Origin of the sequence: Streptomyces sp. NPDC102451 (assembly GCF_044765485.1) — a bacterium.
Taxonomy (GTDB): Bacteria; Actinomycetota; Actinomycetes; order Streptomycetales; family Streptomycetaceae; genus Streptomyces.
In genome coordinates, this window is sequence record NZ_JBIWKD010000016.1 from 1 (window position 1) to 17,952 (window position 17,952).

Consider the following 17,952-nt stretch of genomic DNA (forward strand, 5'->3'; position numbering starts at 1 on the left):
ACGGGTGGGCCGGTCGATACCGGCACACTCGACGCGGACTACTGGTTCCGCAACCTCCGTAACACCGTCGAATTCGAAGCCACCACCCGACTGCTGCTGACGGACGGCTTCGACACCTTCATCGAATGCAGCCCGCACCCCGTCCTGCTCGCCGGTGTGCAGGAGACCATCGACAGTACGGACGTGCCCGCCCGCGGTCTCGGGACGCTGCGCCGCCACCACGGTGGCGTGGACAGCTTCCTGCGGTCGGCCGGGGAAGCCTTCACCGCGGGGGCCATCGACCGCTGGAACCCGGCGGACAGTGGTCACGGCGGACATGTCACCCTGCCCTCCTATCCGTTCGAGCGGACGCGGTACTGGCTGGCCCCGGACACCAGCCGTCGTGATGTCGGTGCGGTCGGGCTGACGGCGTCCGGTCATCCGCTGCTCGGCGCAGTCGTCGAGGGCGCGGCCGGCACGGTCTTCACCGGCCGGGTGTCCCTGGTCACCCATCCCTGGCTGGCCGCCCACCAGGTGGCCGGCATCCTGGTGTTCCCCGGCGCCGCCTTCGCCGAACTGGCGGTGCACGCCGCCGACCGGGTCGGCGCCGGAAGCATCCGTGAGCTGACCGTGCAGACCCCGCTCGTCCTGCCCGAGCACGGCGCCGTACGGCTGCGGGTGGAGGTGAGCGAGCCGGGCGCCGGTGGGAGCGAGCGTACGGTGCGGATCGACGCCCGTCCCGACACGGGCACGGCCACGTCGTGGACGTGTCACGCGACGGGTGTCCTGGAAGCCGGGACGCCGTCCCCCGACTGGGATCTCACGGCCTGGCCCCCCGCCGGGGCACAGCCCGTGGACGTCTCCTACGAAGCCCTGGCCGACCAGGGTTACGACTACGGCGCCGAGTTCCAGGGGCTGCACCGGATGTGGCGCCACAACGACCACGTGTACGCCGAGATCGCCCTCCCCACCGAGCCCGACACCTACACCATCCACCCCGCCCTGCTCGACGCCGCACTCCACGCCGCGCTCATCGAGGGCCCCCGGCTGGCGACGTCGTGGCGCGGAGTCGCCGTGCACGCGGTCGGCGCGTCCGCCTTGCGGGTACGGATCGGCCCGGACCGCGCGGGCTCGGTGGCGGTGATGCTGGCCGACACCGTGGGCGATCCGGTCGCCGAGTTCACCGTCGGTACCACGCCCGTCGATCCCGCGGAGCTGGGGGCCGCCGGCGTCGTACAACTCGGTGTGCTCCACCGGGAGGCATGGGTCGACCACCTCGCGAAGTCGTCGCCCCGGAAGGCGAGCTGGGCCGTCGTGGGAGCGGATCCGCTCCACACCGCGGCGGGGCTGACGGCCGCAGGCGTGGACGCCCGGGCATACCCGGGGCTCGACGCCTTGGCCGAAGACGACAGGGACGCGCCGGACCACCTGCTGCTCCCCGTGGTGGCGGGCGCGGCGGTCGCCGCCACCGTGCGGGAGACACTGGGCCGGCTGAACGCGGTGCTGTCGGACGAGAGGCTCGCCACGGCGACCGTGGTGTTCCTGACCACCGGAGCCGTGCCCGCCTACGACCCCGCCGGCGCCGACCTCGCGGGCGCCGCGGTGTGGGGGCTCGTCCGGTCCGCGCAGACGGAGAACCCCGGACGATTCGTCCTCGCCGACGTGGACGCCGACGAGGCGTCCTGGCGTGCGCTGCCGAGGGCCGTCATGTCCGACGAGCCGCAGATGGCCCTGCGGGAGGGGCGGATCAGGGTGCCCCGGCTCGCCCCGGGCGCACCGGCGGGCGCGACGGAGCGGTTCGCCGGCGACGAGGGCACCGTGCTGATCACCGGCGGTTCCACACCCATGGGCGAGCTACTGGCGCGGCACCTCGTCGCCGTGCACGGTGTACGGCATCTGCTGTTCATCGGTGCCGAAGCCCCCGAGCGGGCCGCGGAACTCACCGCGTTGGGCGCCGCCGTCACGACCGCGGCGTGCGATCCGGCCGACCGCACGGCGCTGCGGGAGCTGATCGGCGGTCTGCCCGCCGTGCACCGGCTGACCATGGCCGTGCACATACCGCAGGTTCCGCCGCACGACGGCAACCTGTCCGCGCCACCGTCCCAGGCCCCGGACCCGCTCGCCGAGGCGGTGGGCTCGACGGTCGGTGCGGCTGAGGTACTCGACCAGGAGATCGGGGAGGCCGCCCTCGTCCTCTGCTCGTCGTTCGCCGGGACCTTCGGCACGGGCGGCACGGCCGGAACCGCCGCATCGGCGGCCGCGCTGGACGCGCTGGCCCGACGCCGCCGGGCTCGCGGCGCTCCCGCCGTGTCGCTGGCCTGGGGGCCCTGGGCGGCGGACGACGCGCCGTCTCGTGGCGGAAGCGCGGGCGTGGGCGTGCTGGGGGCACGGGAGACCGTCGCGCTGTTCGACACCTCCTGCCGCTCGGACGGACCCGTATGGATTCCGGCCAGGCTGGATCTGGCCGAGCTGACCAGGCAGGCCGAGGCCGGGGAGGCGCCGCCGCCGCTGTTCAGGTCGCTGGTCAGGAGCACCGGCAAACGCACGGCGAGCGGGGGCGCGGTCTCGGCCACCTCGGTGCGGCAGCGGCTCGCGTCGATGGCGGAGGCCGAACAGGACCGGACGCTGTCCGGCTTGGTCTCCGCGCAGATCCTGGCGGTGCTCGGGCTGGAGTCGGCCGACATGGTGCGGCCGAACCAGGTCCTGCTCGACTTCGGCTTCGACTCGCTCTCCATCCTGACCCTGCGGAACCGCCTCGACGCGGCGACCGGCGTGCGTCTGGACACCGCGTCGATGTTCCACCGGTCGACACCGGACGACCTGGTCCAGCACCTCAAGCAGGCACTGCGCGACAACCGATCCGGCGGAGGAGCCGATGATGCACCCACCGATGACACGGTCTGAGCGTGTCGTGGATCCGACAGGACGCGGCTATCTTCTGCTCGACGCGCATCCGGCCGGATGCTTCCGCAGCGTGGAGCTGATGCGGGCCGAGGTGCCGGTCCCGGAGCAGCCACCGGCGCGGCGGCCGACGGCCCTGGTCATCGGGTCGAGCTCGGGCTACGGCCTGGCGAGCACGATCGCCGGGCTGGTGCGGTACGGCATCGACGGTGTGGGGATCGGCCTCGAACGGCCGGCCGGGCATCGCAGCGCCGGCGCCGGGTGGTACCGCACGGTCGCCACCGACGCGATCGCGCGCGAGCTCGGGGCGGACTTCGCGTTCCGTAACGCCGACGCCTTCGCCGACAGCACGAAGACCGAGACGCTGGATCTGCTGGCCGAGCGGTTCGGCGGCGTGGACTACCTGATCTACAGCGTCGCCGCGCCCCGGCGCACCGACCCGCGGACCGGCACGACCTACCATTCGGTGCTCAAGCCGCTCGGCGCGCCGCACACCACCCGGAACCTGGAGTTCGCCGACGACGGAGCCGCGCAGGTGCGGGAGGTCACCGTCGCCCCGGCGACCGAGGCCGAGGCCGCCGCGACCGTGGGGGTCATGGGCGGCGAGGACTGGTCCCGCTGGATCACGGCCCTGGCCGAGCGCGGGCTGCTGCGGAGCGGCTTCCGCACGGTCGCCCTCACCTACATCGGCTCGCCGCTGACCTCGGCGATCTACCGCGGGGGTACGATCGGCGCCGCCAAGGCCGACCTGGAGTCCACCGCGCGCGCCCTGAACGGGCGGCTGGCCGCGGTGGACGGACGCGCCTTCACCTCGGTGAACGGCGCCCTGGTCTCCGAGGCGCTGACCGCCATCCCCGGTGTCCCGCTCTACGTGAGTCTGCTCCGTGGCGTTCTCGGTGACCGTTTCCCGTCCCCCGTGGCGCAGTCGCTCGACCTGTGGCGGCAGCTCACCGCCCGCCAGCCCGACGTGGACGACTCCGGCCGTATCCGCCTCGACGGCTGGGAGCTGTCCGATCCGGTCCAGGCGGAGGTGGCCGAACGCTGGAGGTCGGTCACCTCCGGGACCGTCACCGAGCTGGCCGACACCGCGTGGTTCCGGGCGCGGTGCCGGGCCCTGTACGGCTTCGGCGTCCCCGGCGTCGACTACACCGTCCCGGTCGAGACCGACCTGCCCTGGCCGGAGTCGTAGCGGGAGGAGGGCGGCTCAGCGGAAGTCGTCGGCGTGGTCGGCCGCCCACTGCGCGAACGTGTGCGCGGACTTGCCGGTGATCCTGTCGACGACGACCGAGACCGGGGCCGGAACGCCGTCGGAGGCGGCCCACATGCGCAGGAGCGCATCGGCCACATTCGGCGGCGCCTTCTCGGCGAATTCCTCGCGCGCCTCTTCGACGGAGACCTTCTCCACCCGGATCGGGCGCCCGAGGGCCTCGCCGATGTGCTCCACCTGGCGCCGCAGCGTCAGCGACTCGGAACCGTGGACGGTGTACGCCTGGTGCGAGTGGCCGGGCTCGGTCAGAGCGGTCACGGCGAGCGCCGCCATGTCCTTCTCATGGACGGGTGCGTTCTGTGCTTCCGGGTACGGAAGGCGCACGACACCCTCCCCGCGGATCGAATCGCCCCACCACCAACGGGCGTTGGTGGCGAACATGCCCGGCCTGACGAACGTCCAGTCCAGCCCTGACCGCTCGATGGCCAGCTCGACCGTCCGGTGCATCCGGGCGATCGGGTTCTGTTCGGAGGTGGCCATCACGACCGACACCGACGACAGCAGGACCACCTGCCGGACGCCGGCGGACCGCGCCGCCGCCACGAAGGCGTCGATCTCCTCAGGTTTTGCGTACAGGAACACTTTGTCCGCACCGGCCAGCACCATGGGCAGGGTCTCGGGGCGCTCCAGGTCGGCTTGGACGACCTCCAGCGTGGACGGGAAACCGCCCGCTTCCGGGGTTCTGCTGGTGCCCCTGACCTTCTCGCCGGCGGCCAGCAGGCCGGCGGCGACATTGCGGCCGACGTTTCCACGTGCGCCGAAGACAACGGTAACCAATGATCCGACCTCCGCGTCGTTGATGGTGCGGGTGAAGCGTGCGTCCACCGTGCAGGCGCCCGTCCGGCGACCGAGGTTCGCATGGGTCAACGAAAAAAACAAACTGCGTACGTTGTACCTTCTTTTTGCTATCCTGAATCCGTGGGACCCACACGTGGACAGTCGAACACGCCTTGTTCCACGTGCAGTTGATGCTGCTCAGAGCAGGATGAGTGGGTCGCCCGCGAGGGCGTGCACAGAGGGGAATCCAGGTGAACAAGACGTATCCGCCGCCCAGCGCGGCGATCGACCCCGACCCGAGCAGGTCCTGGTTACGGCGAGCGTGGCCGCTGGTCCGGGCGCACCGGTGGATGTTCGGTGCGGCCCTGGTGATGTCCGGGGCCAGCATGCTGGTGGCCGTACAGGTGCCGAGGCTGATCCAGGACGCGGTGGACAACTCGATCGTGTCGGCCAGGGTGCCGCTGTCGCACTACATGTGGTGGCTGGTCGGGATGACGGTGATCATGCTGGTCGTCGGCTACCTGTCCAAGCAGCTGCTCTTCCGCGCCGCGGCCAGGATCGAGTACGACCTGCGCAACATCGTGTACGAGCACCTGACCGCCATGTCGTTCCCGTTCTACGACCGGATGCAGAGCGGGCAGCTCATCTCCCGTGCCAACTCCGACATCCGTGCGGTGCAGATGTATCTGGGGTTCGCGCCGTACCTGCTGGTGCAGTCCGGTATCTCGCTGGTGTCGTTCGCGTACATGCTGGCGATCGACGTGCCGCTGGCCGTCCTGGCCATGCTGCCGATGCCGCTGATGTTCGTGGCCAGCCGGCGCATGCAGCGGTCGCTGTTCCCGGTGTCCTGGCTGATCCAGGCCCGGCTGGCCGATGTCGCGACCGTGGTGGACGAGAACGTCAACGGCGTGCGTGTGGTCAAGTCGTTCGCGGCCGAGCGGAGCCAGCTCGCCTCGCTGCAGAAGGCCGCGACGAGCGTCGCCTGGGCCAACGTGAAGGACGCCGACCTGCGCGCGCGATGGACGCCTCTGGTGCAGAACCTGCCCCGCGCAGGCATGGCGATCGTGCTGTTGTACGGCGGATACCTCGTCATGCACGGCGAACTGGGCGTCGGCGCGATCCTGGCCTTCAACGCCTATCTCCTCATGCTCCAGGTTCCGTTCCAGGTGATCGGCAACCTGATCATGCTGGGCCAGCGGTCGTCGGCTGCGGCCAAGCGGCTGTACGAGGTGCTGGACGAGAAGCCGGAGATCGTGGACGCCCCCGACGCGCGGGAGATCACCGGGCCGCGCGGTGACGTCCGGTTCGACGATGTCACCTTCGGCTACGGCGACGGCCGCGACGTGCTGAGTGGGTTCTCGCTGCGGCTCCGCCCCGGCGAGACCGTGGCGCTGGTCGGCCGGACCGGCACCGGGAAGTCCACCGCCGCCAGACTGCTGCCACGTTTCTACGACGTACGCTCCGGCTCCGTCAGCGTGGACGGGCACGATGTGCGGGATCTGACCCTGCGCAGCCTGCGGGACGCCGTCGGTGTCGTTCTGGACGAGCCGTTCCTGTTCTCGGCGTCGGTCCGCGACAACATCGCCTACGGGCGGCCGGACGCGGACATCACCGACGTCGAGCGGGTGGCACGGCTGGCCGGGGCCCACGCGTTCATCACCGAGCTGTCCGAGGGCTACGACACCGTCATCGGCGAACGCGGTTACACGCTGTCCGGCGGGCAGCGGCAGCGCATCGCCATCGCGCGGACGCTGCTGGTGAATCCGCCGGTCCTGGTGCTCGACGACGCCACCAGCGCCATCGACGTCCAGGTGGAGCAGGAGATCCACGCCGGGCTGCGGTCCCTGTTCGCCGGCCGGACGACGCTGATCGTCGCGCACCGGCTGTCCACGATCAGCCTGGCCGACCGCGTGGTGCTGCTGGACGACGGCCGGATCGTCGCGGACGGCACACACAAGGAGCTGCTCGCGAGCACCCCGCTGTACGCGGAAGTGCTGGCGCAGGCGGACGAGAGCATCGAGGAACTGGGGAGTGTGGGCTGATGACTTCTCCCACAGGAGGCGGCGCCGCGTTCAACGGAGGCGGCAGGGCCACCGCGCCGGGCCTGCCCTTCGCCGGAGTGCCGCCGGAGATGCAGGCGAGCGTCGACACGCTGCTGAAGACCGAGCCGGAACACCCCGAACCCGAGGCCGTCTTCCAGCATGGCGACCCCGATCCCGGAGCCGCCGAGCTGAGTCTGCGGCGGCTGATCCGCCCGTACTGGCCGATCGTGCTGCTGGCCGGGGTGTTCGTGGCCCTGGAGGCGCTGATGCTCCAGGCCGGTCCGAAGCTGACCCAGGTCGGCATCGACGACGGCATCACGGCGAACGACTCCGGCACACTGGTGCTGGTCGCGATCGCGTACCTGGTCAGCCTGGTGGTCACCGGTGCCGCGCAGGCCGCGCGGGTCAAGGTGACCGGACGGATCGCCGCGTGGGTGATGAACGACCTGCGGGTACGGGTCTTCACCCACCTGCAGCGGCTCTCGCTGAACTTCTACACCGGCGAGAAGTCCGGCGTGATCATGACCCGGATGACCAGCGACATCGAGAACCTCCAGGCGTTGCTGCAGGACGGGCTGGCACAGTTCGCCGTCCAGGGCCTGACCATGGTCGTCGTCACGGCGGTGCTGTTCACCTTCGACGTGCCGCTGGCGCTGATCACCGTCGTCCTGGTCGTGCCCGTCCTGACCGTGCTGTCCATCTGGTTCCACCGGGCGTCCGGCAAGGGCTACGTGCGGGTGCGGGACACCATCGCTGCCGTCATCTCCGATCTCTCCGAGAGCCTGCAGGGAGTGCGCATCGTCACGGCGCACAACCGGCAGCGGAACAACACCGAGAACCACCGGCAGGTCACGGGCACCTACTACGACGCCAACGTCCGCACCGGACGGATCAACTCGATCTACACGCCGAGTACCCAGGTCATCGGTGTCGCGGGGCAGCTCGCACTGCTGGCCATCGGCGCCGGCATGGTCGCCGACGGCGAGCTGACCATCGGCGAGCTGGTGGCGTTCCTGCTCTCCCTGGGCGCCTTCTTCCAGCCCATCCAGCAACTGGTCCAGCTCTACAACACGTACCAGCAGGGTCAGTCGTCCATCGTGAAGCTCAGGGAGCTCCTGAGCACGCGGCCGGAGGTCGAGGAGGCTCCCGGAGCCGTCGACCTGCCGAAGGTCGAGGGCGAGATCGTCTTCGAGGACGTCACATTCGGCTACGCTCCCGGCCGGCCGGTGATCTCCGAGGTGTCGCTGGACATCCGGGCCGGTGAGACCGTGGCGTTCGTCGGCCCCACCGGTGCCGGCAAGTCCACCCTCGCCAAACTGGTCACCCGGTTCTACGACCCGACGTCCGGCCGCATCCTCATCGACGGACGCGACCTCCGGGACGTGCGCATGGAGTCCCTCCGCCGACAGATCGGTGTCGTTCCGCAGGAGCCCTTCCTGTTCGCCGGGCCGCTCCGGGACAACATCCGCTTCGCCGTCCCGGATGCCTCCGACGACCGGGTCCGGGAGGCGCTGCGGGTGGTCGGACTGGTCGACGTGGTCGAGCGGCTGCCCGACGGTCTCGACACCGTCGTCCAGGAGCGTGGCCAGTCGCTCTCCTCCGGCGAGCGGCAACTCGTCGCCCTGGCCCGGGCTTTCCTCGCCCAGCCCCGGGTGCTGGTCCTGGACGAGGCCACGTCCAACCTGGACCTCCAGTCCGAGACCAAGATCGAGCAGGCCCTGGACGTGCTGCTGGAAGGCCGCACCGCGATCCTGATCGCACACCGGCTCTCCACCGCGATGAAGGCCGACCGCATCGTCGTCGTCGACGAGGGCCGCATCGTCGAGGTCGGTGCGCACGACCAACTCCTCGCCGCCGAGGGCACGTACACCCAGATGTACGCCGTCTGGACCGGTCAGGGCGCCGAGGTCCACTGAGGAACCTCGTGTTCCCGCTCCGCACCACGGAGCGGGAACACGAGGGACAGGGTGAGGCCCCGTTCGCGGCCGGGCCGGAGATCAGCCGTGTGGTCTCGCGGTGGACCGTCGGCGGCATCCCGTACCGCGCCCGGAATCGGCGGGACAGGTGGAAGGGGCTCCCGTATCCGCACGGGCCCTCCTCGCCTCAGCCGTTGACGAAACCGTTGCCACCGTCCTTGTCCACTCCTCGCACCAGCCAGACGGGGAACTCCTGCCGCAGGACGCGGGCCGAGGTGTCGAAGTACCTCATCGTGTACCCGGCCCGGCGGCGGGGGCTGGTGTTGGCCTTCGCCCCGTGGATGATGCGGCTGTCGTGCAACGAGGCCTGGCCGCGCTTCAGTTCGAGGTATACGGCGCTGCTCTCGTCCACCCCCGCGATCTCCTTCTCGAAGGTGTAGGAGTCCCCGTCCGCGAGCGTCCGGTAGGCGGAGAAACCGTTGTCGTGCGTACCGGGGATCACCGCCATGCAGCCGTTCTCCCGGTCCACGTCGTCCAGGGCGAGCCACACCGTCACGATGCGCGAGAAGTCGCTGAACCGGGACTGCCAGAACGCGGAGTCCTCGTGCCACGGGGTCGGCCGGCCGGTCCGGGGCTCCTTGGCGATGAAGTGGCTGGAGAACAGGCCGATGTCCGGTCCGATCAGGGGCTCGACGAGGTCGGCCACCTCCTCGGCCAGGAGGAACTCCAGCAGCCGGTCGTCCTCGATGTGCGGGGTGTCCAGTTCGTCGGTGCGCCTGGTGCCGGCGGCGGAGACGTGCTCCTCGAAGATCTCGCCGAGCCGGTCCATGCGGTCCTTGGCGAAGACCTGCTCGGTGAAGCGGTGGTATCCGTCGCGGCGGTAGCCCTCGACCTCGATACCGGTGAGGCGGCTCATGTCGTGTTCCCTTCGTCGGTGAGGGCAACAGCATGGAACCCGGGCGGGCCCGTCGGTATGCGTGAAAGGGGGGCCGGATGTGCGCCGTCGAGGCTCCTTCGCGACCGGCGCGTCAGGAGGCCGCGGCCCGGTAGTCGGTCGGTGAGCACCCGGCCGCGGCACGGAAGGCCCGCGCGAAATGGGACGCGTCACCGAAGCCGCTCGCCCGCCGGACCTGGCTGATGTCCAGGTCGGTCGTGGCCAGCAGGGCGCGTGCCGTCCGCAGGCGCACCTGCTGGATGTGCCCGGTGAGGGTGCGTCCCGTCTCCGCCCTGAACCGCTCCCGCAGATAGGCGGGCGAGAGGTGCGCCACGGCGGCCAGCTCGTCGACGGACAGGGGCTGCGCGTGCCCGCGCTCGATGTGATCGAGCACCTGCGCGAGCCACGGCGGGGCCGGCTGTCCGCTCCCGTGCACACCGCGCTCGCGCGTCAGCGAGACGACGACCTGCGCCACCAGCGCACGGGCCATGACCTGCCGGTGCGGCCGGCTCCCGGTGGTCTCGTCGGCGAGGGCCTCGAAGAGCGCGGGATCGGGCATGCGCCCGACGGCCGGGTCCCCCGACGTCAGAGCGGACAGCATCGTCTCGACGTCCTGCGGCATCGTCTGCGCGTCGAAGGTGACATCGATCAGTTCGAGACACTCTCCCGGTGTGGGGGCCACCGCGTGGAGGGAGCTGGGGGACACCACCAGGACATCACCCCGGGCCAGCGGAAGGGTCCGCCCGTCGACCTGATGGATGCCGCTGCCCGCCGTGACGACGGCCATCTCGTGGAAGTCGTGCCAGTGGGGCCGGTAGGCCTGGACGAGCTCCTGGCGCAGGGCGACGACTTCCCCGGGCTTCCGGAACCCGTGCCCCGACAGCCGCGTGGGGATCGTGGACGTCATACGGCGGCTCCTGACGGGGGACGAGAGGTTCTCCGGCCGGTGGGAGCGGGCCCCCCGCTCAGGAGCCCGCTCCCACCCCGGTACGGGCTACTCCGAGGCCGTACCGAAGGGCAGGATCTCGTAGGCGCCCCGGTCGGTGCCACCGCCGAGCGGCCGGGGGAACCCGCGTACATCGCGCGGGACGGCGTCGAAGGCCACTCCCGTGTCGATGGCCGGGGAGCCCGCCCGGGGCCGGAAGTCGGCGGTCCTCGGGTCGACGGTGGCCTTGCTGAACTGCGGATCGGCGATCACGTCGTGCGGCCCCTGGACCGCGGGGGTCGTGCCGTTGAAGTACACGTTGTAGTCGTAGACGACGCTGGCGGTGTTGCGGTTGGTGCTGTTGGTGGCCTTGCCCTCACGTGCGTAGGAGACGTTGTTCAGCAGCCGGACGTCGTCGCTGTAGGCCGCGTAGATGTTCGCGTAGTTGAGGTGCGGGCTACGCGAGTTGAGGTACGCGGTGTTGTTCACGATGTCCACGTGGGAGCTGCTGAAGGCGTGGATGCCCGAACCCCCGTTGTTGTAAGCCACGTTGTTGGCGATGAGGGTGCGGCCGGTGTAGGCGGGCAGGTCGTCGTCCTCGTGCAGGGTGGAGTCGATGATGATCCCGTTGCCGTCCGAATAGCAGTCGCAGGCAGCCCACTTCACCTTGGCCTCGTTGTCGTAGGCCACGTTGTTGGTGATCCTGATCTTGTAGCCCGTGTCCGAGGGGTCGGTGTCGGTCGGGGTCAGGGCCGTGATGCCGCTGTTGGCGTAGACGGAGTACCAGGCGTTGCCGTGCACCCTGTTGCGGTCGATGGTGATGTGGTCACCGTTGTTCTTGAAGGCGATCCCTCCTCCCGCGCAGTCGCTGACATCGTTGTCACGGACGGTGATGTGGCTCGGGTGGGCCCCGTCGGTCCCTCTCACGAAGAGGCAGTTCGTGTTGTACGTCGGCTCGTCACGGCTCGCGTTCTTCTCGGCGTCGGCGAGGTTGAGGTTCTTGTTGTTCCCCTGGATCGTGAGACCACTGAACGTGAGGTGGGAGGCGTTCGAGACGAGGATGCCCTCCCAGCCGGTGATGGGGTGGATCACCGGGCGCGCACCGGGGTAGTTGCGGTACGTGATGGGGGCGCCCGGGGCGCCGGACCGGGTGATGACCACGACGTCGGACTTGGGGACGCTCTCGGAGTACGTGCCGTCCATGATGTACACGGTGTCGCCCGGCAGCGTCCGGTCGGCGGCCGCCTGGATGGTGCGGAACGGGTGCCGGGCGTCGGTCCCGGAGTTGCCGTCCGATCCGTTGGCGCTGACGAAGTAGTGCTGCGCGTCGGCGGCCTGCGAGGGGCCGGCGCTGAGCGTCAGCGCGGCGGTCGCGAGGGTGATCGCGGCGACAAGGGCTCGTTTCGTACGCATGGGACGTTCCTTTCGCAGGGGATGTGCGGGAGGTGACCCGCCCTTGGGAGGGCAGGCAGGAGTGACACGTGCGTCGGTGACGGGCGGATGGAACTCCGGACAGGACAGAACCCAGGCGTCAGGCCGGCCCACGGCGCAGCGTGAAGCCGAGGGCGCATTCCCGGAGGGGCTCGCGCGTGCGGACGACCACGCGGCGGGCGAGGAGCGGCTCGCCGAACCGTGGCGTGAACTCCTCTTCGCGGAACAGCACTTCGACATCCGGACCGTGCGGAAGCTCGATGCCCAGTACGGCCCGGTCACCGCGCAGCAGGATCTGGTCGGGGGTGACCTCCACCGTGGCGTAGGTGGTGAAGGCCGTCTCGGCCGTGCGCGGGGAGTCGAAGGCGAAGGAGTCGGTGAGGCGGAGGAAGGGCTCGGGCCCGCGCTGCAGCCTCAGGGTGCGGTGCAGGGCCTTCAGGCCGGCGTCCGTGGGGTAGGCCGTGGTGAGGTCGTAGGTGACTTCGTCGCTCTCCTCGCCCTGCCGGACGGCGAGAACTCCGGCGGTGTGGGTGTGACCCGCCTCCTGTTCGACGTCCGCCGGGCGTGGCACGGAGTGGCCCCGCGAGGAGTTCACGAACTGCTCGTAGCGGTGCTCGTTGAAGTAGTCACGCGTGTACAGCCCCGCGCCGGGGTCGACGACGAGGTCCTCGCCGCCGAGGCGCACGATGAGGGAGCCGAGGTCGTTCTGGTTGTGCATCTCGTCGTTGCGTCCCCCCTTGACGGCCGCGGCGAGGGCATCGGGGTCGTCCGGGTCGGCCCGTGTGATGAGCCATTGGATGCCGCGGAACCAGTCCGACCGTCCGGCGGGCGGGTACGGGCGGTCCTCCGCCCGGCGTCCTTCGCCGAGCACGGACCGCAGGGCGGTGGTGACCGCCGAGTTGGTGCGCTTCCACGTCCAGGTGGCGGACGGCCCGGACCCGAGATCGTTCAGGCCCGCTTCGCCGAAGCGGGTCCCCAGGTCGTGCAGGAGCCAGCCGGGGAAGTCGGTCCGGCTGTCGACGTCGGAGAAGGTTACCCAGGAGGTGGTGGTCAGCCGGGACCGCAGAGGGAAACGCGCGATGTCGGCGACGACGGGGGCGTCGAACCAGTTCCACCCGCCTCCCGTCCGACGCTCGACGATGTCGGCCAGTTGGCAGAACGAGCCGAAGCCGAAGACCCAGTAGCCGATCCCTTCGCTGGTGCCCCCGTCGGGGTCGAAGGTGCCCAGGTAGTCCTCCACCGAGCGGGCCGCCTTGCCGAGGAGGCGGGCGAGCCGGCCGGTGTCCTGCTCCAGGTAGCAGGCGGCCCCCACGGCACCCAGCCCGCAGACCGCCGTCCAGTTGCTCACCCCGGTGTCGGCGGTGCCGTACAGCCAGCGCCATGCGTCACTCTCCAGGTAGGGAGTGATGACGCGCCGGTCGGCCTCGGTCCGGATCCGGTCGGCCACGGGGCCGGGCAAGGCGTCGCCGAGCACGGCGAGGGTCTCGGCCAGCCCGACCGCCGTGAGCGCCGAGAAGAGGTCGACGACCGGGGTGCCCGGGTCGGGGAACTCGGTGGGATCGTGGGCGGGGAAGCACCACGAGGTCTCCTCGCAGATCAGCCAGACGACGTCGATCAACGCGTCGAGCACCTGGTCGGTGGGGTGAAGGCAGTAGCCCACCAGGAGATCGCTGAGCATGTCGCGACGCTCGTACCACGGGTTCTCGTAGGGCAGCCGCTCCCCGGTGCGCAGGAACGCGCGCCACAGGGAGGAGGTCAGGTGCGGGACGGGGCGTTCGGCGGCCTGCTGCGCGGCCTCGACGAGCTGGGTGGCCACCGGGCCCAGCCGCTCGGCCACCGTGTCCCAGGAGAGGCGGTCCTCGGCGCGGGGGAAGAGGAACCACTCGGACGGGGCCGATGCGAGCATGTCCCGGACCTCGGCGGCGGAACGCCGGGGCAGCCGGGCCGCCTTGGCGTCCCAAGCGGTGACGCTGTCCGGCCGTGCCGTGGCCTCCGGTGGTGGAGCCGCTTCGGTGGGTGCGTGGTCAGCCATGGATGGGTGCCTCCTGGAGTTCCGTGCGGGTCTGGTCGCGGGCGGTGCTTCCACTGCTCGACCGTGTCGGTGGAGGATCGCGCGGTCCCCCTCGTCTACTGGCGTGGGAGGGCTCGTGCCGCTGCCGCCCCTCCCTGTGCGTGACGGGCGTACGACGCTGATGTGCCCCGACCGGTGCGCAGGGGGCCGGGGGTGCGCTCGGGTCGACGGGAGGCGGAGCCGCGACATGCCGGGAGCCCGTCTGAACAAGAGATTAAAACCTTTACGTAAACGACGTCAATGCCTGGGACGGCGGCAACACCGATGTGCCGTCGATGTGCCTGGAGCGAGGCGGAGCCCGGCTGTCCCGGCTGCGCGGCGCAGGCTTCCCGGCTCTGGTGGAGGGGGAGTTGGTGCCGTCGGCGCCCCTGCGCGTCATGGAGACGCCGTGGGGGCGCCGGTCGCGTGACGGGCGGCCCGGCATGCCCGGTGGGGCGTCCGGCCGGGGTGCGACGGCCGGGAAGCCGTGGACCTGCGCCTTCGGCGCCTTCTACGGGGGTCGAGGCCCGCAGGACGATGTGCGTCCCGAGCGTCACGTGCCGACGGTCATGGGCCGAACCGTCCCGGTGGGTGGGGGGGGGCGACGCGCACGGCGGTGCGGCCGATCTCCTCATGAGGGAGGTGGACGGAGGTCAGTGCAGGATGGAGATCGACGGCGAGGGACAAGCCGTCGTAACTGGCTATGGAAACGTCTTCGGGTACCCGGATGCCTGCTTTCCGCAGGACGGGCAGTGCGCCTGCCGCCGCCAGGTCGTTTCCGGCGAAGTTCGCCGAGTGACGCAGGCCGGCACGCAGTGCGCGGTGCATCAGCGCCGTGCCCCCCGCCCTGGTGGAGCCGCCCCACAGGACGAGGGTGTCGTCGTACGGGCCGTCCGCACATGACCAGGCGGGCGCCTGCGGCGTCGAGGGCACGCGCCGAAAGGTCAGGTCTGATTACCTTCGCGGCAATCATTTCAGCCTGACCGTCCCCGCTGTCAACGCGGCCCGGTGGCCGATCAGTTGGCAGCGGGGCGGGCGGTCACCGCAGTTCGGTGATGTTGCGCGACGCGAGGTAGGCGTCGTCCCCGGCCCGCTCGGCCGTGACGACGGCAGGGCGGATTCCCTCGTCGATCAGTGCGAAGAACGCCTCGGCGACGTCGAGTCCCGCCTTCCCGATGTCCTGGACGACCAGAGCGGTGGTGCGGGGGAGCGGTGCCGGGGGATTGCTGCGGAATTCGGAGATGAGGTCCGCGATCCTGCGGCCGGCCGGCTTGACCTGGTTGTCCACGGTGAGGAGGCCCAGTTCGTACTCGTACTCGTCGAACTCGGAGAACCGCCGGTCGATGTCGTGGCTGCCCCACCAGGTGCAGCCCCAGACGCCGGACGAGGAAACGGTGTTGCGCACGAAGGTCTCGGCCCAGTCGGGGATCGTCTCCCTGGCACGTTCGGCCGGTGACGCGCCGAACTCCTGGAGCCACTTGGGCCGGCCGGGCCGCACGGCGAACGCCTCGGCCAGCTCGGCCATGAACTCGCCGAGGTGGAGCGTGCCCGTGCCGTCGGGGCCGTGCTTCTCGAGGACTCCCGTCCAGTACGGGTAGGTGTGGAGCACGCTCGCGCTGCCGGTGGTCGCCAGCCCCTGCCGCGAGAACGCCTTGCCCTCCAGCCACGGAAGGTGGTCGACCCCGTTGACGTGGAAGCGACCGGGTGCGAGGTGCTCGCAGTGGTCCAGAAGGCGGGCGGCCCAGCGGTCCCCCACCTCGGGCGGTATCTCGTCGTTGATGACGGAGATCTCGTTGCCCAGGTCGAACCCGAGGAGACGCGGGTGCGTGCCGACCGCGGCACCGAGCGCGTCGAGGAGGCGCAGCTCCGCCTGGACCACGTCCTCGTTCGCGATCATGCTCCGGTCCTTGAGCCAGGCCGGCCTGAACGCGAAGCCGCTGAGCCAGCCGTCGAGGACGCTCACGCTCACGTCGAGTCCGGTGTCCGGCCGGTCGGCGAGGTCGAGCAGCTCCCGCAGGCGCCGCAGCGCCATGGGGCTGACCATGGTTGGGTTGGGCTGGAACACCGGCCAGATCAGCTGGATTCGGATGTGATCCATGCCGAGCGCGGCGATGGCACGCAGGTCCGACAGGACGGAGTCGGCGTCCCAGTCGGTCCAGCAGTACCACCAGTTGTGGCTCGGGACGTAGTTGACCCCGAACCGGGGGCCGGCGTGGTGCGTGTCATGCATGAGGTTCTCCAGAACGAGTTCGATACGGTTGTTCGAGGGCTGCTGCCTTTCCGCGCAGCCGCAGGATCTGGACGAGCCCGAGGGCTGTCGTCGCGTACGGGACCAGGAACGCGATGCGGAAGGCCGTCGGGGAGTAGCCGCCGGAACCTGGCGGCGTGAGGGCGTCGAGCACCGCTCCCATGGCCAGGAGCGCGAGGATGGTGGCGGTGAAGCCGCCCATGATGACCATTCCGGCCGCGGTGGCGGCCCGGGCCGGCGGATTCACGGGGCGGGCGTACTCGAGGCCCACGAGCGAGGCGGGGCCGTTGGCGCCGAGCACGACGGCCAGGGTCACCAGCAGCCACGGGGGAGTGTGTCCCGGCGGGGTGCCCAGGACCGCCCCCCACAGCACGCAGGTGGTGAGGACCACGGTCAGCATCAGCGGGGTCCGGGCCTGAGGGCGACGCGACAGCAACTGGCCGAACAGCAGCGAGTACCCCATGCCGATGACGACGACGATCCCCAGGAGCGACCCCGCCTCCGAGCGGCTCAGCCCCTGGCCGTCGACGAGATAGGGCAGCCCCCAGAGCAGGAGGAACGGGGAGGCCCAGCACGACGTGGTGAAGTGCACCCACATGCCGAGCCGGGTGCCGGGTTCCTGCCAGGCCCCCCTGACCTGTGCCGCCAGGGTCAGCGCCCCTGCCCCGGGGCCGGCCTCCTGCTTCCGCCCCCGTACGGACGGACCGTGCGGGCGCCTGGGACGCAGCCGGGGCCACCGCATGCCGGACAGCGGCGACGGGGCGTCCGGGGACTCGCGGAGGAACAGGAGGACCACCGCCAGCACCGCACATCCGGGCGCGCCGGTGACGGCGAACGTGACCGTCCACCCGAGCACCGGCAGCATGGAGGTGAGCGCGGTGACGGCGAACAGGTTCCCCAGGGTCCCCACCAGACCGGTGAGTTGAGCGATGAAGGGAGCCCTGCGGGAGGGGAACCAGTTGGTGACGACACGGAGCACGCTCACGAAGATCATGGCGTCGCCGCAGCCGAGCGCCGTGCGCGAGACGAGAGCCGACGGATAGTTCGTCGCGAAGGCGAAGCCGAACTGTCCGGCGATCAGCAGCACCAGCCCCGTCGCGAGGACGCGTCGGGGTCCCCGGCGGTCGATGGCCAGTCCGACGGGGATCTGCGCCACGGCGTAGACGAGGACCTGGAAGACGGGAAAGGCGGACAGGGCCGAGGCGCTGATTCCGAAGCGCTCGGCCGCGTCGAGCCCCGCCGCTCCCAGGCTGGTGCGCTGCGCCACCGCGAAGACGTAGACGGCCACCCCGGTGCCCCAGGCCGCCCACGCGCCGTAGGCCCTGGGTTTCGGGCCCGGCGGATCACCGGGAAGAGCCCCGGCCGCCTGGTGCCCCGGCCCGCGCCCCGCTCCCCGCGCTCGGCGGCGGGCCCGCGATGGCTGCTGCACGGTGGTTCCCTCCCTGGTTGGGGTACGGACGTGTGGGTACGGACCTCTGGGTA

General features: G+C 70.8%; 12 protein-coding genes. 4 read left to right on the top strand and 8 right to left on the bottom strand.

The annotated features are described in order from the left end of the window. Positions 1-2,883 (top strand): type I polyketide synthase (locus ACIRD8_RS28655; RefSeq protein ID WP_403997609.1); only part of this gene is annotated, 2,883 nt, incomplete at its 5' end. After that, on the top strand, positions 2,870-4,069 hold the full coding sequence (fabV, locus tag ACIRD8_RS28660) for an enoyl-[acyl-carrier-protein] reductase FabV (RefSeq protein WP_403997612.1): 1,200 nt from the start codon (positions 2,870-2,872) through the stop codon (positions 4,067-4,069). The genes ACIRD8_RS28655 and fabV, both read left to right, overlap by 14 nt. 15 nt (positions 4,070-4,084) lie before the next feature. Here the strand turns inward: fabV and ACIRD8_RS28665 are convergent, their stop codons facing one another. Next, positions 4,085-5,014 carry an NAD(P)H-binding protein gene (locus ACIRD8_RS28665; RefSeq protein WP_403997614.1) on the bottom strand — a complete coding sequence of 310 codons (930 nt, stop codon included), beginning with the start codon at positions 5,012-5,014 and terminating at the stop codon, positions 4,085-4,087. A 161-nt stretch (positions 5,015-5,175) separates the two neighbouring features. Between ACIRD8_RS28665 and ACIRD8_RS28670 the strand changes: the two genes are divergently transcribed. Both ACIRD8_RS28670 and ACIRD8_RS28675 read left to right on the top strand, forming a co-directional pair. Next, positions 5,176-6,966, top strand: a complete 1,791-nt coding sequence (locus ACIRD8_RS28670) for an ABC transporter ATP-binding protein (RefSeq protein ID WP_403997617.1) — start codon at positions 5,176-5,178, stop codon at positions 6,964-6,966. Beyond that, positions 6,966-8,882, top strand: a complete 1,917-nt coding sequence (locus ACIRD8_RS28675; protein ID WP_403997620.1) for an ABC transporter ATP-binding protein — start codon at positions 6,966-6,968, stop codon at positions 8,880-8,882. Before ACIRD8_RS28670 ends, ACIRD8_RS28675 begins: the two co-directional genes overlap by 1 nt. Positions 8,883-9,069: 187 nt before the next feature. Here the strand turns inward: ACIRD8_RS28675 and ACIRD8_RS28680 are convergent, their stop codons facing one another. From ACIRD8_RS28680 to ACIRD8_RS28710, 7 genes are all read right to left on the bottom strand, one after another. Further along, on the bottom strand, positions 9,070-9,798 hold the full coding sequence (locus ACIRD8_RS28680; RefSeq protein WP_403997622.1) for a phytanoyl-CoA dioxygenase family protein: 729 nt from the start codon (positions 9,796-9,798) through the stop codon (positions 9,070-9,072). A gap of 112 nt (positions 9,799-9,910) precedes the next feature. After that, entirely contained in the window at positions 9,911-10,723 is an 813-nt protein-coding gene (locus ACIRD8_RS28685; RefSeq protein ID WP_403997623.1) for an AraC family transcriptional regulator, read from the bottom strand. A gap of 87 nt (positions 10,724-10,810) precedes the next feature. Further along, positions 10,811-12,154: a right-handed parallel beta-helix repeat-containing protein gene (locus ACIRD8_RS28690; protein WP_403997626.1), complete on the bottom strand. Its 1,344-nt coding sequence runs from the start codon at positions 12,152-12,154 to the stop codon at positions 10,811-10,813. A 118-nt stretch (positions 12,155-12,272) separates the two neighbouring features. Continuing rightward, on the bottom strand, positions 12,273-14,204 hold the full coding sequence (locus tag ACIRD8_RS28695) for a heparinase II/III family protein (protein WP_403997629.1): 1,932 nt from the start codon (positions 14,202-14,204) through the stop codon (positions 12,273-12,275). Between the two features lie 585 nt (positions 14,205-14,789). Then, positions 14,790-15,155: a substrate-binding domain-containing protein gene (locus tag ACIRD8_RS28700; RefSeq protein WP_403997631.1), complete on the bottom strand. Its 366-nt coding sequence runs from the start codon at positions 15,153-15,155 to the stop codon at positions 14,790-14,792. A gap of 106 nt (positions 15,156-15,261) precedes the next feature. After that, entirely contained in the window at positions 15,262-16,452 is a 1,191-nt protein-coding gene (locus ACIRD8_RS28705; RefSeq protein WP_403997634.1) for a glycosyl hydrolase, read from the bottom strand. Next, complete coding sequence (locus tag ACIRD8_RS28710) at positions 16,445-17,899, bottom strand: nitrate/nitrite transporter (RefSeq protein WP_403997636.1); 1,455 nt, start codon at positions 17,897-17,899, stop codon at positions 16,445-16,447. Before ACIRD8_RS28710 ends, ACIRD8_RS28705 begins: the two co-directional genes overlap by 8 nt. Positions 17,900-17,952 lie beyond the last annotated feature (53 nt).